The organism is Kurthia zopfii (genome assembly GCF_003143955.1).
Lineage (GTDB): Bacteria > Bacillota > Bacilli > Bacillales_A > Planococcaceae > Kurthia > Kurthia zopfii.
Map to the genome: position 1 here is coordinate 40,332 of NZ_QFVS01000016.1, position 16,886 is coordinate 57,217.

Sequence of the window (16,886 nt, forward strand, 5' to 3'; positions counted from 1 at the left end):
CTTATGTGAATTTAGTCAGTATCAATTTGCGCTCTTTGTAACTGTCCACTGTAATCTACATAAATACTTTTCCACTCTGTATAAACATCTAGTGCTTGAATGCCTGAATCCCTATGTCCGTTCCCTGTTCCTTTCGTGCCGCCAAATGGAAGGTGTATTTCCGCTCCCGTTGTACCTGCATTAACGTACACAATCCCTGTATCTAAATCGCGCTGTGCTTGAAATGCCTTATTTATATCTTGCGTGAAAATTGCACTCGATAATCCAAATTTCACGCTATTATTCACTTCAATTGCCTCTGCTAAATCTTCCACTTCAATTAATGAAACGACTGGGCCGAAAATTTCTTCCTGTGCAAGTTGCGATTGAGCTTTTACATTTGTGAAAAGTGTCGGTTCATAATAGAAACCTTTGTCATATGGCGCATTTTCTAAAATATGACCACCTTTTAACAATGTCGCACCTTCTTGAAGGCCAATTTGCGTGTAACTATGAATTTTATGAAGTGCTGTACGATGAATGACCGGTCCAATTTTCACTGACTCATCTAAACCGTCGCCAATCGTTAATTCGTCCATCGCAACGAGTAATTTCTTCTCTAATTGCTCCTTCACACTACTTTGTACAATGACACGACTACACGCTGTACAACGCTGACCAGCTGTTCCAAAGGCACTCCATAAAATACCTTCCACCGCTAAATCTAAATCCGCATCATCCAAGACAATGACCGCATTTTTGCCACCCATTTCAAGCGATACTTTCTTCAAATGTTTTCCGCCTAATTCCGCAACTTTTCTACCAGTATCAGTGGAACCTGTAAACGAGATCACCTTCACATCTGGATGCTCAATCATCGTCGTCCCTACATCATTCCCAGAACCGAAAACGATATTTGCTACGCCAGCTGGTAATGCCACTTCATCGAATATTTTTGCCATTTCGTAAGCCATCATCGGCGTGTCTGTTGACGGTTTCCAAATAAATGTATTGCCCGCCACAATTGCCGGGAATGACTTCCATGTCGCAATCGCCACAGGGAAATTCCACGGTGTAATCAAACCAACTACGCCAATAGGTGCACGCACACTCATCGCAAATTTATTGGCAAGTTCGGAAGGTGCCGTTTGACCGAATAATCTACGCCCTTCCCCCGCCATATAAAATGCCATATCAATTCCTTCCTGTACTTCACCTCGAGCTTCCTCGATGACCTTACCCATTTCCTTCGTCAAAACTTGTGCCAACTGCTCCTTACGTTCTTTCATTTTTAAACCGATTTCATACAAATAATCTGCGCGTTTTGGGGCTGGGACTAATGCCCATTTCTTCTGTGCTACTTTTGCATATTGCACTGCGTCATCAAGCAATTTCTTTGATGCCATTGGAACTTGTGCAATTTCTTCTCCATTTGCAGGATTGACGACCGGAATATAATTTAAATCATCCCCCGGTTCAAACCTACCATTCAAAAAATGTTGAAGCTTCATACAAAACCCTCCTCGTAGAATTATTAGCAATTATTCACTTAACTATAATTTCTACAAATTACATAAATATCCTCTTTTAAGATGAGATTTTCTACTATTTATTTTTCCCCTTCCTATTTAATTGAAACTTTTTATCGGTAAAATCAGTATTATTAGTACTAGAACAAAATGGAGGAATGAAAAATGAGAAACGACGAAATTGATTACAAAATTCACGGTGACGATATGCAGTTTGTAGAAGTAGAACTTGATCCACAAGAAACGGTCATTGCAGAAGCTGGTGCAGTGATGATGATGGATGATCGTATTCGCATGGAAACTGTTTTCGGTAGCTCATCTTCACAAGGTGGCGGTTTCATGGATAAAATCATGGGTGCTGGTAAGCGTCTAATCACTGGTGAAAGTTTATTCATTACGACATTCACAAATGAAGGAAATGGCAAAAGACATGTATCATTCGCCGCTCCATATCCAGGTAAAATCATTCCAATGGACTTAACGGAGTTTAACGGGAAGTTAATTTGTCAAAAAGATGCTTTTCTTGCTGCAGCACGTGGCGTTGAAATTGGCGTAGAATTCCAACGTAAACTTGGCACTGGATTTTTCGGTGGTGAAGGATTCATCATGCAAAAACTTGAAGGTGACGGCATGGCATTTATTCACGCTGGTGGTACTGTGATCCGCAAAGATTTACAACCGGGAGAACGTTTGAAAATTGATACTGGTTGTCTTGTCGCGATGACTTCAACAATCGACTATAACATCGAAAGCGTACGTGGCGTTAAAACGGCATTATTCGGAGGAGAAGGTTTATTCTTCGCCACTTTAGAAGGTCCTGGCTCTGTGTGGATTCAATCAATGCCATTTAATCGATTAGCTAGTCGCGTCTTCTCTGCAGCACCTGTTTCAGGCGGTTCAAGTGAGGAAAAAGGTATTGGCGGATTGTTCAACCTATTTTCTGATCGCTAATACGACTAGCAATGTCCGATTCAATTTGCTATATTCTGTGTAGGAGGTGGCAATTTGAAAAAATTTCTAGTCATTTTTATTATTTTGTCAGCAATCGCTGGCGTTTATTCATATAAGTGGTTTAGCCAATCAAATTCAGCAATGCCAATTGCAGTGAATCCACCAATTAAGAAAATCGCTTCAAATAACCCGATTGATTCAGGTGTTGGTGATCGTGCTATTCAAAAATTAGAAAAAAAATACGGTGATTTGCTCTATGAAAGTACAGATGATTTCGATAGTACATTGAATAGTGACTCTGACCGTGTTTCAGAAGTGGTATCGTTCGGCGTTACAAATGATGTTCTGAAAAAGTTAAAAACTTCTAAACGCGCCGCATTCCAAGAGATTGTCGATGATCCACAATTTCATAAACAACTTTGGCATCGCTTTTCATCAATCATCCCTTTGGAAAACCGTAAAATGATTTCCGAATTCAAAATTATGACTGATGGGAAAGATGGCACACTTGGCTATGTACAACAAAAGGGCGACTTATCCGATTGGACTTTAGCTTTAGATTTTAAAGATGCATCCAACTTGAATGGACTATACGCTACGATCGTTCATGAGTACGGTCATCTCTTTTCTCTCAATGCCTATGAGTTTGACGAAAACGCTAAATGTTCGAATTACAACCCGGGCCAACCTTGTTTGAAAAAGGATGCCTATTTAAACGAGTTTTACGACCGTTTTTGGAAGACTAGTCTATATAATGAATGGAAATCTGTCGATGACATCGAAACCGACCAGGATGCTCAATCTGCGTTTTTCTTGGAGCATTCAGACGAGTTCCTCACAGAATACTCAACAAGTCATCCAACAGAAGATTTTGCGGAAGCTTGGATGTACTTCATCCTTTCTGAAAAACCTGTGCGATACAATGTTGCGGATGATAAAATATTATTCTTCTACAAGTATCCTGAACTCGTACAATTACGAAATGTGATTTTAACGAATTTATTAAAAAATTATAAGTAAAAAAACTCTCTTACTTGTTCAAGGTAAGAGAGTTTTTTCGTCGATGTTGCTCTTGTCTGTGTTTTCGCAAGACGCACCATTTCATATTATGATCTTTAGTCCCATGTATTAAAGATTGCTTCCCCAATATTACTTGGTGACCAAAGTTGAATCTGATATTTTTCGACATCTGTTAAATTTTCGATGTCTTGATCTGTCAGATGTTTCGTTAGTTCTTCGGTTGACAGAAGTTGATAATGCTCTTCAAATGTTTTTAATTGTTGAGGCAGCTCACAAAAAGTTAAATGCCCCTCTTCCGCTATAACGGTGGTTGCGAATAGTGGATAATAAGCATTCATTACAATTTGAAAAGGTTGATCATTGATTGAGAACTTCGCACAAAGATAATTAGTTGGATAACTTGCTTCCACAATCGCTAATAAAGTTACGCCTTTTTGAAATGACACGTCATAGCAAATAGTGCGAAATTTCTTTAAATCCATTGGTTGAAATGCTGCATGATCATCAAAAAAGCCTGTGATGCCTGGTGGTAGCTTCATAATTAGAACCCCCTAAATTACTCGGTGATCAATCGGATTCCCTTTCGAATAGCTAATCATTGATTGAATATTCATTTCCATCATGTTCTTACGGGTGCGTAAAGTTGCGCTACCAATATGCGGGAGTGCAACGAAGTTTTTAAGCGTTAGTAGCGGATGATTTAGATCAATCGGTTCTTTTTCAAATACATCTGAACCAGCTGCCCATATAACATTATTCTTAAGTGCATTGTAAAGAGCGTCCTCTTGTACAATTCCACCTCTCGCAACATTAATCAATACCGCTGAATTCTTCATCAATGCCAATTCTCGTTCACCGATTAACCCTTTTGTTTCGGGTGTGAGTGGTGTGAGAACGACAATGAAATCAGATTCACTTAGTAAATCATCAAGAGCTCGATATTCGAATCCGAATTGTTCCTCGGCCTCGACTTTGCGGCTTCGATTATGGTAAATGACATCCATATTGAACCCTTTCGCTCGATGCGCTACCGCTTCACCAATTCTTCCCATACCGATGATGCCAAGCTTCGCACCGAAAATATCTACACCTGCTAATTGATTTACTCCCCAATAAGTCCAATCGCCATTTCTCAATTCATCTGATGCTTCTACTATTCTTCTCGCAGTCGTTAACATTAAGGTGAATGCTAAGTCTGCTGTTGTATCCGTTAGAACACCTGGTGTATTCGTCACAGCAACACCAAATTCCTTCGCAGCAGCTACATCAATATTGTTGTAGCCAACCGCTAAATTACAGATGAGTTTTAAATTTGGCGCAGATTCGATCAACTCTCTAGACACTTGATTATCCATAATTGTCCACAGAATTTCCGCCTCTTTAATAATCTCAACTAACTTGTCGTGAGGCATATTTACTTCTACCGTAGGCCATTGTCGGACATCTGCCCAAGCTTTTAATGGTTCTACTACCTCATCCGGCAACTTACAAGTAATCCACAGAACTGGTTTCAATCTCATAACCCCTTTTATTCTTTCTTTTTTTAAATTGTATCACAGGAGGAATCGATTCCCAAAATTTATACCATTGTGGATAATTAGCAAATTCAGACAATTTCACTCAAAATCGCGTTGTATCAACGTTTAAAATTAAAGAAAAAACTTATCCACAAGTGAATAAGTTTCGTAATTTTTAATTTATTTGGGAAATAATCTAATTGGATGTATTTTTATTCATCTTCCAATGTATCATAATCTACCCAACTACCCGACTTTAGATCAAGCCAATAATCATAGTCATCATGGACGCCAAAATACATTGGAATTGCGACATCTACACCCGCTTGCTTCACATAGTGTGTCATATAACCCGCAACATAGCTGATAATATGACTCTCTAAATCATGTTCTTCGTAAAATTCATAGAAGTCTTGTGTATCTTTGTAAAGCTTCACATCTTCTAAAATCGTTTCGAAATATTCACCACTCTCATTTGCTAAATCTTCCATTGCACGCATATTAACCGAGATTCTCTCACCGTCAAAATGTAATTCCATAAATAATAATTTAGATTCTGTGGATAACTTTACTTGATTTAACAGTTTTAATTCCTTCACTACTTTTTTGCTTTGTTTTTCTAAAACCTTCGTTAATTTATTTGTAAATTTTTTAACTGAAAATTCTTTTTTCCGTTTGCCCATTATTTCTTTTGCTGTTTGCCATTTTCCGAGATTAAAAGAATAATACTTATTTTCTAATGACAGTTGGAAGTAATGAGGGAGCGGAAATTGTTCTGGCAAATTTTCCTCAAGCCATTTTAATGTCAAATCGACAAATTTCTTTTCAAGTTTCGACTCTATGTAAAATTGAAAAAAATCATTTTCATTGCTTGGTGTTTTGTAAATTCTTGCGCGACTAATAATTGATTGATTGCCAGTGAATCCTTTTTTACTATCAAAAGCTGGTCGGTATAAGTCTTTCATTGTTTCAATGCTCAATGAAATTTTTTCATTATGCAGCATTAAATCAAACATTAGTAATTTTGCTTTTTTCGCATATTTTTTATTTGTCCATTTTTCACTAATCTTTTGTAAATCAGCTGTATGCATATTTAATACTTTTTCGTAATTATGAAGATAATCCTTTTCTGAAAACATTTCCCATTTCCTTTTCAAAAAAAAGAGAGATTACGAATGTAATCCCTCTTTTACTATTTTTATAAATCGTCGAAACCGTTATCTTGAACGTTTACTTTCACGTATTGGCGTGATTTTTGTTCGAAGAAGTCTGTTTTACCAAGATCTACATCTTCGTAAGCTTTGATCCATTTTAATGGATTTTTACGGTAGCCTTCAAATGGACGCTCATAACCTAATTGATTACAACGAACATTTGCGTAGAAGTAAATATAATCTTCTACATCTTCTACATCAAGACCATCGATTTTATTACCGATTACGTCATTTGCCCATTCGATTTCTAGAGCTGCTGCTTCGCGGAAGATACCTTCTACTTTCGTAGCACGTTCTGGCGTATCGTATTCTGGGTATTCTTCAAGCAATTCTTTGTAGATTTTTACGAATAAATCTACGTGAAGCTGCTCATCACGGTTAATATAGTTAATCATCGTGCTTGTTGCTACCATTTTTTGCTCGCGCGCTAAGTGGTAGAAGAAGCTGAAGCCAGAATAGAAGAATAATCCTTCTAAAATAACATCATAAACGATTGAATCTAACATATTTTCGATTGTTGGGTTTTCAGCAAATTGCTCATACCCTTTTAAGACGAATTCATTACGTTTTTCAAGAACAGGCTCTGTACGCCAGAAGTCGAAAATACGATCTTGCTCATCTTTTGAAACTAAACTTGAAAGAATGTATGAGTACGAGTGATTGTGGATTACTTCTTGTTGCGCAAGAATAATCATCAATGCATTCAAACTTGAGTCAGTTAAATAATCTGCTACTTTACCAGCATAGTCCGTTTGAACACTATCAAGTAACGCAAGTAAACCAATAACTTTTTTGAAAGTTTTCTTCTCTTCATCCGTTAAGTTGTTGAATTGCTTCACATCTGTTCCCATATTAATTTCAAATGGTGTCCAGAAGTTACCTAACATTTTTTTATATTTTGGGTATGCCCAACTAAAGCGAACATCATCCCAGTTAAGAACGTTGGAAGACTGACCGTTCACGATTGCTGTTGAACGGTTCGGTGCATCCTTGTCCATTAATACTCTACGTTTGATCTCAGTCATTAAAATCTTCCTTTCTTAACAATTAGCTCGCGCAAGATTCACATTCAAGTAACTCTACAGAAGTTGATCGCACGTAATAAGTTGTCTTAATACCGCTGCTCCAAGCATGCATGTGAAGTTCTAATAAATCTTTTGCTTTTACTGTATTTTGAACATATAAGTTTAGTGAAATACCTTGGTCAATGTGACGAGCACGTGCAGCATTTTGCTTGATTGTCCAGTTTTGGTCAATGAAGTATGCAGACTTGTAGTACCAAGTTGTTTTTTCATCAAGTTCAGGAACAGTTACAGGAATTTTATAATCCTTTTTCTCTTCTGAATATGATTTTTGGAAAATCGGGTCGATACTTGCAGTCGAACCAGCGATGATTGAAGTTGATGAGTTTGGAGCAACAGCCATTACATAACCGTTACGCATACCGAATTTACCGATGTTTGCACGTAATTCGTTCCACTCAGCGCTATCATAACCATGCTTGTCGAAGTAAGCACCAGTTTCCCAATCTGAACCTTCGAATAAAGGATATGCTCCTTTTTCTTTTGAAAGTTCATGTGAAGCTTGGATTGTTAGGAATGCGATTTTTTCGTAAAGTGAATCAGCGTATTCCACTGCTTCATCCGATTCCCAAGTGATGCCTTTTTTCGCTAAAAGGTGATGCCAACCGAAAGTTCCAAGACCAATACCGCGGTAGCGAGAGTTTGTGCGCTCTGCTTGTGCAACCGGAATTGTATTTAGCTCGATTACGTTATCAAGCATACGAACTTGGATTGGAATTAAGCGTTCAAGAACATCTTCAGGAACTGCGCGACCTAAGTTGATTGAAGATAAGTTACATACTACGAAATCTCCAGGTTTACGACGCGTCACGATGACATCATCTTCAAGTGTAATTGATTCAAATGTTGTCGCACTCATATTTTGCATAATTTCAGTACAAAGGTTTGAAGAATAAATCATACCTTGGTGATTGTTTGCATTTTGACGGTTTACTTCATCACGGTAGAACATGAATGGTACACCAGTCTCTAATTGTGAACGCATAATACGTTTCATAATGTCGATTGCATTTACAGTGTCACGAGATAATTCAGGATTATTCACACATTGTAAATATTTCGTACGGAATGAACCTTCGCCACGTTTTTCGTCGTAAGAATCTTCTAAATCAAAGCCCATTACAGTACGAACTTCATGTGGATCGAATAAATGCCATTCTTCACGAGCTTCCACAGCTTCCATGAAAATATCCGGTAAGCTTACGCCTGTGAAAATATCATGCGCACGCATACGCTCATCACCATTGTTAAGTTTTAAATCTAAGAATGGGAAGATATCTTTATGCCATACATCTAGATAAACTGCGATCGCACCTTGGCGTTGTCCTAATTGGTCAACGGATACAGCAGTGTTGTTTAATTGTTTGATCCAAGGAATTACACCAGAAGATGCACCTTTGAATCCACGGATTGATGATCCACGGCTACGTACTTTACCCATGTAAATACCGATACCGCCACCAAATTTAGAAAGTGTCGCTACATCTGTATTTGAATCGTAAATACCTTGTAATGAATCATCTACAGTGTCGATGAAGCATGAAGATAATTGACCATGTGTTTTACCAGCATTTGATAATGTTGGTGTTGCAGTCGTCATGTATAGGCTACTCATCGCCCAATACGCTTCTTCAATTTTCTTCAGACGGTCTACTTTTTCGTCTTGCATTAATGTCATTGCGATTACTAACCAACGCTCTTGAGGTAACTCTAGAGGTGTTTTGTCGAAATCACGTGCTACATAACGATCTAGTAAAGTTTTAAGTCCGATATAAGTGAATAATTCATCTTTCGTCGGATCGATTAAATCTGAAATTTGTTGGCGCTCTTCAGCAGTGTATTTTGTTAATAAGAACTCGCTGTAAAGGCCACGTTCTACTAATTTTTCAATTTGTTGAGGGAATGCTTTATATACATCCTCAATTTGAGCAACATTACGTTTGTCAGCCGCTTCTTTGTAAGTTTCAACAATAAGAAGGCGCGCTGCTACAAATGTCCAAAATGACTCATCTTCATCTAGCATACCAAGAGCATCTAAACTTAAAGCTTTAGTCCACTCAGAATCATCAGCATCTGGATGTTTTGACACGAATCTTTCGTGTTTACGCATAAGAGGGCTAATCTCTTCTTGTCCATACTGTTCCTCTAGCTTTTTTAATAGTGCTTCTCTTCCTTGTGTCATCATTTGTACCATGTGATCACGTCTCCTTAATAAAAATTATTATTGCTATCTATGTGATTTCTCGATGAAATTCAAAAACAGGTGCAAATAAAATAACAGTAAACTCCATACCTCGCGATACGCTTCACTGTCGATCTTCATTTACGTCCATTCCTCAATTTTCGAAATAAAACGTACTGTGTAAAATGGGTAAAAATTATTCGAATGGGTTAATTTAGCTATTTAGAAAGTAATTAAATTCCCACGAACACTCGTTTCCCTATAATTGTGCTATTTTGTAAGTCAATACTATATATTGTGTTTTTGAAGTTGTCCGTACAAATATATTGTGTTTTTGTCTTTATTAAATCTAACACAATCGAATTGGTTGATTCAAGATTAAACTCAGAATAGAAGAAAATCATAGCAAAAGGCCTATAAAAAATCATTGTCTTGTAGCATAAATATTCTTTAGTTATATAAAAGTAAAAATGCTTACTGATTTTTTGATATGTCGAAATTTCTGTTACAAATATACTTGAATTTTGTGGTAAGAAATGATTGATATCGGAGTTTTAATAAAATGTTGATATACCTTTTTTTGTAAAGGTGCTAGGTTGTTAAGTACTGCTAGGTTCTTCAAACGACATTTTCTAATTATACACGTTTTTTAACTAAAAGAATTTATTTCGAACATTTAATTTATATATTCTTAAATTAAATCGCTTACTTGTCTTTTTTCAGTCATATTGAATCCATTTTATTCCTCAACACTTTCAAAACTATGTAAATCGCTTCATTTTATTGAAAAAACCTCGCAAAATCCCAATTTAAGTCCTTTCGACATTTCATACGACAATGAATCATATCTTTACTATATCGCCTATTTTTCAATTGGATAAAATTTGGAAAACAAATGAACTTTTTATGAGAAACGTCCTCATTATATTGCCACTTTTTGAAAGCTGTAATATTATTAGATTTAGTTATCTAATTAAATGAGGTGAAATCAATGCCTATGTTTTATGGAATGCATATTGTTGCGTTACTAATTTTCTTAATGACTTTCGTAACTGCATTAATCGTTGGAAAATTATACGTCATCATTCTTGGTTCATTATTGGCAATCGCCATCGTCATTTGGTCGTTTGTACAACGTAAAAAAGCACTCGATAAATAATAAATGAGCGGTGAAGAGTATTTATTACTCCTCAACCGCTCTTTTTTTTATCCAAATACGATGATTGCTAAAACAATCGCTAACACAATTCGATAAATCGCAAATGGTACAAGTTTGATTCTTGAGATTAATTTCAAGAAGAACTTGATTGATAGCAATGCGAAGATGAATGCGCTGACGAAACCTGCGATGTAAAACATCATGTCATCTGGATTGATTTCTTTATAGTGTTTTAATAATGATAAGCCGCTTGCACCTGCCATGATCGGTACTGCCATAATAAATGTAAAGTCGGCAGCAGTTCTGTGATCCAATCCTAGAAGCACCCCTCCAGAGATTGTGGAACCTGAGCGTGAAAACCCTGGCCACAATGATAGACATTGAATCGCACCAACTTGTAGTGCTTGTAAGTATGTTAAATCATCTAATGACGTGACGCGCGGTTTCTTCCATGCAAATTTATCTGCAATAATCATGAAGATTGCTCCGATAAATAGACCGACAATTACCGTTTCTATACTAAATAAATGTTCATCAATATAGTTTTCTAAAAGTAACCCTAAAACACCGGCTGGGATTATCCCGATTAAAACATGTAGTAAGTTGAAACGGTGATTTTTCGTCTGGCCTTCGATATGGTAAAGCCCAACGATACTCAGCAATCTTTTCCACATGACCACAACTACCGCTAAAATCGAACCTAGCTGAATGACGATTTTAAACGTATTGGCAGATGAACTGCCGAGAAAGTCCTGTGTCTTCAACCACATATCATCCACGATAATCATATGACCGGTTGATGATACGGGCGCAAACTCTGTTAAACCTTCTACGATTCCTAAAATAATCGCTTTTACGATTTCAAACACGAAAGCATTCTCCTCTTTAGACAGATATAATATTCTACAATACCCAAATAATAGCATAGACACACGCTATCTGTTGTTTACGCTTTTGTAAATTTTATCGTAACTGCCCAAAGTTCTGCACGACTATTCGTTCTAAGTGGTGGCCCCCAGAAACCAAAGCCCGAAGTCGTGATCGCGTGAAGGCTTCCTTTTTGAACATAGCCATAATCAAGTGGGAATGTTCGCTTCGTAATCAATTGATTCGGCCACATTTGCCCGCGATGTGTATGTCCCGACACTTGAAGATCCGCTGCTAACTGTGCAGGTGTATCGATATCAGTAGGCGTGTGATCCATAATCAACCATGGTAAACCGTTATCCACTTTCAATTCTTCTAATTTCTTACGCGATTTATTCGTAATATCCTCACGACCTGTAATCATACATACGCCCGGAATTTCGATCGTCTCATCTAATAACATTTTAATATTCGATTGTTCCATTTGATAAACGGTTTCAGGAATTTGTTTACCATAATATTCATGATTTCCAAGAATGCCATATACACCATATGTTGATTTCAGTTCACGCATCGTATCTTTCAATTGATGTTTCATATACCAATACGGAATATCATCTACTAAATCCCCTGCTAAAAATACTAAATCCGCATTTTCTGCATTCGATTTTCGAACGAATTTCTCAAGCTGGCCTTTCCCCATAACAGGTCCGAAGTGAAAATCACTACCGATGACAACTTTTAATTCCTCGCCCGCTTTCAAGTCATTTTTCACTTCTACCGTTAGCTTACGTGTGACAGGTGAATACGCACGATATATACCAATCGCAAAAATGATAATCATCAATGCGAAAATGATCCATTCAATCGCTCTTTCAAAATTAGCTGGCGTGATCCAAATGAGTAAGTTGGCAATCGGAAATAACATTAATCCATATTGTACAAAAGCAAACCAATAGTACCCAGCCACTTGGAAGACGGATAATTTTCTCGAAATCATACCGATCAATAAACTATACGCCCAAATCAGCCATAAAATTGAAAAGACTTCAACTGCATCTATTCTTAAAAATTCATAGACGTTCCAACCTAAGTACAAAACAACGCCATTATATAGTAGAAACACCAAAATAAATAAGCTTAATTTCTTCAAATTATCACTCCTCCACCCCATTTTGCCATATTTATTATGCTCTTGAAAATCAATAAACATCGAAGGCTTAGACAACCTCCGCCTGTAGACCTAGTTGAAATTCCACTTTCCGACCGTTATCGTTCTTCTGAATATTTTATATGATGAATATACCAAATAACGAAAGGAGCTTTTCCACATGAGAAAAGTATTATTAACACTTTTAGCAATCGTCGCAGGTATTACCGCTTTATCACTAGTTGGACCGTTATTCGGTTTAGCGATCTCAGCAGCAATCGTTTTTGCGAGTATCCACTTCTACACAAAAACAGAATCAACATTTTTGAAAGTAGTTTGGGTGATCATCGGAATCTTTGCAGTTGTTTCAACAATTTCGAATATCCCAGGTCTAGTCGCTTTAGTTGCTTTAGCTGGTGGCTACTGGATTTATAAAAAATGGGATCATAAAGATGCAAAAGTATTCACTTCTTCAAAATCAAACGATCCTTTCACAAATTTCGAAAATCAATGGAATGACTTACAAAAATAATATGAACTGAGGAGGTAGTAACAATGGGTTTACTACAAAGACTAAAATATACAATTGAGGCAGATTTGAATCATTTCTTCGACAAAAAAGAGGAGAAAAATCCAATTTCGATGCTTAATCAATACATTCGTGAAGCTGAAAAACAAACAGAAGATACAGGCAAATATTTAGAACGTCAAGGTCAATTGAAGCAAAAACTTGAAAAAGAGTATGAACAAGCAAATGAAATGTTCAACAAACGCCAAGCACAGGTTGACTTAGCGGAAGCAAGTGCTGAACAAGATTTAATCGACTTCGCTACTGAAGAGAAAAATGCTTATGCAACTCGCATGACTACTCTACAAAATAGCATCGATCAAGTGACGAATGAATTATTCGGTTTAGAACGTAAATATGAAGAAATGAAGCATAAAATCAAAGATATGAAAGTTCGCCAACTGCAACTAATGGGTAAAGAAAATGTAGTACGCGCTCATACACAAATGGATCGTATTTTAGATCCTGAAAGTAATGGTAAACAAAACGAGCGTCTTGATACATTCGAATCGATGGAAGATTATATTAATCGCCTTGGTTCAAAAATTGAAAAAGAGCATGAAGTGACATCTATGGAACAACGCCTTGCTACTTTAGAAAAAGAAAAAAACAATTTCTAAATCTTTCGTTTCATGACGTTGAAAAATAAAATTTATTGTACAATAGATAGATAAGATTGGTGCTGTTCTGGAGCTAGTAAGCTTTTAGAACAGCCCTTTTCGGTCATTTACTTTAAAGGAGGGATTCGAATGAAAAATATTTCGACAAATTCGTTTACAACATTACTTTTACTTGTCGTTCTTTGCATCGTCGCTGAAGGTCTATTATTCGGAAATGGCGTATCCATTTTTGCGGTAATCGGAATATTAGCCATCTATTTCGCGTTCAAGCGTCGTAGAAAAGTTCTGTTTTGGTTTGGCGTAATTTCTGTCTTAATAGCCCTCTTTTCAATGTGGAGTTTAAGACTTTTACTCGTTGTCACACTCGTCTATATCCTATGGCGGATTCGCAAAGGTGACCCGATTCAAATTTCTTTAAACACTACAAAAAATACAGATTCCGAAAATATCGTCAAAAATAAAAATCAACTTTTCCAATTTGAAGATCACGTCGGTGAATCGTACGCGTGGAAAGACATTCATCTTCAAAGTTTTGTCGGGGAGTTAGTCATTGATACAACGGAAACGATTTTACCGAAAGGCACTTCTTTCATCTCTGTTCGACAAGGTTTCGGTAAAACTACGATTTATATTCCATATGAAATCCCTGTACGTATTCATTACAATACAATCGCAGGCGAAGCAAAAATTATTAATCAAGATCACCCGCGACTTTGGAATGAAGGGTTATCAATACGTGATGGTTACACCGATGCTGCACCTACACAAGAGCTAATCATTAGCGTTTCTTCTTTATTCGGAAATTTGGAGGTGATTCGAAAATGACGAAAATCTTCCTACGTACATTGACACTTTCGATTCTCATGCTCGGTATTACAGCAGGGATTTTTTATATGCTCTGGGATCAAGATGAGCAAAAATGGGCGACCTTGTATGAATTTTTCTATTCAGACCTGCCGATTGGCGCTTGGATTGTCATCGGATTTATCACATTAGCATTTTTGATCGCTATATGGTCGAATTCCATCACGAAGAAAAAAGAATCCCAAATCGCCAAACAACTCGACTTAATCACACATGGTGAATTGTCGAAGAAAAAAATGCGTGGTTTATCTAAAAGAAATCGTAAAGCATTAATTTCAATTGATGAACTTGTACAAACGCAGAAAAAAAGTTTACAACGGATGACGAATGATAAGGCGAATGTACAAGAGAAAGCTGTGCAGGAACGTCTCGTACTTGAACGTCAACGCCTTGCTCGAGAATTACATGATTCCGTGTCACAACAACTTTTTGCCGCTTCCATGCTATTGTCAGCTACAAATGAGACAATCGGTGAGAACTTACCCGAAGCAAATGCGAAACAACTCGCGCAAACAGAGAAAATTGTTCAGCAGGCACAATTAGAAATGCGTGCATTACTATTGCATTTACGTCCGATTGCGTTGAAAAATAAAACTCTTGCTCAAGGGCTTCAAGATTTATTGGATGAGCTTCGTCAAAAAGTGTATTTCAATATTCAAGAGAGATTAGAGGAAGTCACGCTACCAAAAGGGGCGGAAGATCATGTATTCCGAATCGCACAGGAGACGTTGTCGAACACTCTGCGCCATTCAAAAGCGACTGAAGTACAACTTTTATTAGTAGAGAGAAATGGAATCGTCATTTTTAGAGTACAAGATAACGGTGTTGGTTTTTCAATAAAAGATGACTCACACGCCGGCTCATATGGTCTGCGAAATGTAGAAGAACGTGCGATTGAAATCGGTGGCACATGTAAAGTTGTGTCGATTCCAGATCAAGGCACAATTATAGAAGTACAAATCCCTGTAGAACAGGAGGAAACAAAGAATGATTCGCATACTACTAGTTGATGATCATGAAATGGTTCGAATCGGGGTATCTGCTTATTTACAAGCACAGCCCGATATGGAAGTTGTAGCTGAAGCTGAAAATGGCGCGATTGCCGTTGATAAAGCACTCGAATATCGTCCAGACATCATCTTAATGGACATGGTGATGCCTGTAATGACCGGTGCAGAAGCAACTGCTGAAATTATAAAGCAATGGCCAGAAGCGAAAATTATGATTGTTACGAGCTTTTTAGAAGATGATAAAGTGTATCCTGCATTAGAAGCGGGTGCGATTAGTTATTTACTAAAGACAACGAATGCGAAGCAAATTGCAGAAGCCATTCGTAAAACTTTCGCTGGTACACCTGTTTTAGAACCTGAAGTAACAAATAAAATGATGCAGCGAATGCGCACAGGTTACGACAAACCTTTGCATGAAGATTTAACGGAGCGCGAACATGAAGTATTCATGCTAATGGCAAAAGGAATGACCAATCAAGATATCGCCGACCAATTATTTATCGCCTTAAAAACGGTGAAAACACATGTTAGTAATATCCTATCTAAGCTTGAAGTTCAAGACCGTACACAAGCCGTCGTTTATGCTTTCTCACATGATTTAGTCCCAAAACAATAATACGATCATCAGAAGAGGTGTCCTATGTTAAACTACAGCCAGATTATACGAATAGAACGTGTCTCACAAAACATGACACAACAAACCCTCGCAAAAGGGATCTGTTCCACCTCCTATTTAAGTAAAATTGAAAAAGGTCATATTGTGCCAAGAGAACATATTCGAGAAGCGATTTTGAAAAGGTTGAATATTAATTCCCACCTTCTCGTCACTTCTCAAGAAGAACAATTTTTAAGCGAATTGCGCATCGCATTCCAACGTGCGATTACGATTAATCGCCCTTCTCATGCACGAATAGTGTGGAATCATTTTAACCAATTTAATATCTGTTCGGTAGAATTCCCCCATCTTCTATAAGTGGGGGATGAATACCGTTCAGTTTGAGGGTTACCGTTGGTAACTCGAAAACTGATATAAAGGTCTTATCGCCATTTTCTTTTAGCTTAGATAAGAACATATGTTTCTTTTTTAGTTAAAATAAGGTATAATAAAATCAAGAAATCATCTTAAAAAAGAGGTAAACCTTATGGAACAATTGAAAGCCTACAAATTCAGAAT

At 37.2% G+C, this 16,886-nt stretch carries 17 protein-coding genes; 9 read left to right on the forward strand and 8 right to left on the reverse strand.

Annotation, left to right across the window (positions count from 1 at the left end; genetic code table 11):
* Positions 1-11: 11 nt before the first annotated feature.
* The gene (locus tag DF281_RS07410) at positions 12-1,490 is read right to left on the reverse strand and encodes an aldehyde dehydrogenase family protein (protein ID WP_109349624.1); all 1,479 of its coding nucleotides are present in this window, start codon (positions 1,488-1,490) and stop codon (positions 12-14) included.
* A 183-nt stretch (positions 1,491-1,673) separates the two neighbouring features.
* On the opposite strand from DF281_RS07410, the gene DF281_RS07415 reads away from it, so the two are divergent.
* Both DF281_RS07415 and DF281_RS07420 read left to right on the forward strand, forming a co-directional pair.
* Positions 1,674-2,459, forward strand: a complete 786-nt coding sequence (locus DF281_RS07415; protein ID WP_109349625.1) for a TIGR00266 family protein — start codon at positions 1,674-1,676, stop codon at positions 2,457-2,459.
* 54 nt (positions 2,460-2,513) lie between these two features.
* On the forward strand, positions 2,514-3,479 hold the full coding sequence (locus DF281_RS07420; protein ID WP_109349626.1) for a hypothetical protein: 966 nt from the start codon (positions 2,514-2,516) through the stop codon (positions 3,477-3,479).
* A gap of 95 nt (positions 3,480-3,574) precedes the next feature.
* Here the strand turns inward: DF281_RS07420 and DF281_RS07425 are convergent, their stop codons facing one another.
* The 5 genes from DF281_RS07425 to DF281_RS07445 all read right to left on the reverse strand — a co-directional run bounded on the left by DF281_RS07425 (position 3,575) and on the right by DF281_RS07445 (position 9,486).
* Entirely contained in the window at positions 3,575-4,018 is a 444-nt protein-coding gene (locus tag DF281_RS07425) for a hypothetical protein (protein WP_109349627.1), read from the reverse strand.
* A 12-nt stretch (positions 4,019-4,030) separates the two neighbouring features.
* Positions 4,031-4,993 (reverse strand): 2-hydroxyacid dehydrogenase, encoded by a 963-nt coding sequence (locus DF281_RS07430; RefSeq protein WP_109349628.1) that lies wholly within the window; start codon positions 4,991-4,993, stop codon positions 4,031-4,033.
* 215 nt (positions 4,994-5,208) lie between these two features.
* The gene (locus tag DF281_RS07435; protein ID WP_109349629.1) at positions 5,209-6,135 is read right to left on the reverse strand and encodes a hypothetical protein; all 927 of its coding nucleotides are present in this window, start codon (positions 6,133-6,135) and stop codon (positions 5,209-5,211) included.
* Positions 6,136-6,194: 59 nt separating this feature from the next.
* Positions 6,195-7,235, reverse strand: coding sequence for a ribonucleotide-diphosphate reductase subunit beta (locus DF281_RS07440; protein ID WP_109349630.1), 1,041 nt, complete (start codon positions 7,233-7,235; stop codon positions 6,195-6,197).
* 22 nt (positions 7,236-7,257) lie between these two features.
* Entirely contained in the window at positions 7,258-9,486 is a 2,229-nt protein-coding gene (locus tag DF281_RS07445; protein WP_109349631.1) for a ribonucleoside-diphosphate reductase subunit alpha, read from the reverse strand.
* Between the two features lie 979 nt (positions 9,487-10,465).
* On the opposite strand from DF281_RS07445, the gene DF281_RS14730 reads away from it, so the two are divergent.
* On the forward strand, positions 10,466-10,633 hold the full coding sequence (locus tag DF281_RS14730; RefSeq protein WP_166636101.1) for a hypothetical protein: 168 nt from the start codon (positions 10,466-10,468) through the stop codon (positions 10,631-10,633).
* Positions 10,634-10,680: 47 nt separating this feature from the next.
* On the opposite strand, the gene DF281_RS07450 is transcribed toward DF281_RS14730, so the two are convergent.
* Both DF281_RS07450 and DF281_RS07455 read right to left on the reverse strand, forming a co-directional pair.
* Positions 10,681-11,502: an undecaprenyl-diphosphate phosphatase gene (locus DF281_RS07450; protein ID WP_240605526.1), complete on the reverse strand. Its 822-nt coding sequence runs from the start codon at positions 11,500-11,502 to the stop codon at positions 10,681-10,683.
* Between the two features lie 77 nt (positions 11,503-11,579).
* On the reverse strand, positions 11,580-12,653 hold the full coding sequence (locus tag DF281_RS07455; RefSeq protein WP_240605527.1) for a metallophosphoesterase: 1,074 nt from the start codon (positions 12,651-12,653) through the stop codon (positions 11,580-11,582).
* A 178-nt stretch (positions 12,654-12,831) separates the two neighbouring features.
* Here DF281_RS07455 and DF281_RS07460 point away from each other — a divergent pair, with 178 nt between their 5' ends.
* The 6 genes from DF281_RS07460 (at position 12,832) to DF281_RS07485 (ending at position 16,685) form a co-directional block, all read left to right on the forward strand.
* The gene (locus DF281_RS07460) at positions 12,832-13,182 is read left to right on the forward strand and encodes a lmo0954 family membrane protein (RefSeq protein ID WP_109349633.1); all 351 of its coding nucleotides are present in this window, start codon (positions 12,832-12,834) and stop codon (positions 13,180-13,182) included.
* A gap of 23 nt (positions 13,183-13,205) precedes the next feature.
* Positions 13,206-13,838 (forward strand): PspA/IM30 family protein, encoded by a 633-nt coding sequence (locus tag DF281_RS07465; protein WP_109349634.1) that lies wholly within the window; start codon positions 13,206-13,208, stop codon positions 13,836-13,838.
* Positions 13,839-13,967: 129 nt separating this feature from the next.
* Positions 13,968-14,663, forward strand: coding sequence for a cell wall-active antibiotics response protein LiaF (gene liaF, locus DF281_RS07470; RefSeq protein ID WP_109349635.1), 696 nt, complete (start codon positions 13,968-13,970; stop codon positions 14,661-14,663).
* Positions 14,660-15,712, forward strand: coding sequence for a sensor histidine kinase (locus DF281_RS07475; RefSeq protein ID WP_109349636.1), 1,053 nt, complete (start codon positions 14,660-14,662; stop codon positions 15,710-15,712). Before liaF ends, DF281_RS07475 begins: the two co-directional genes overlap by 4 nt.
* A complete protein-coding gene (locus tag DF281_RS07480; protein ID WP_109349637.1) occupies positions 15,690-16,328 on the forward strand; it encodes a response regulator transcription factor in 639 nt (212 codons plus the stop codon). Before DF281_RS07475 ends, DF281_RS07480 begins: the two co-directional genes overlap by 23 nt.
* 24 nt (positions 16,329-16,352) lie before the next feature.
* Positions 16,353-16,685 carry a helix-turn-helix domain-containing protein gene (locus DF281_RS07485; protein ID WP_109349638.1) on the forward strand — a complete coding sequence of 111 codons (333 nt, stop codon included), beginning with the start codon at positions 16,353-16,355 and terminating at the stop codon, positions 16,683-16,685.
* Positions 16,686-16,886 lie beyond the last annotated feature (201 nt).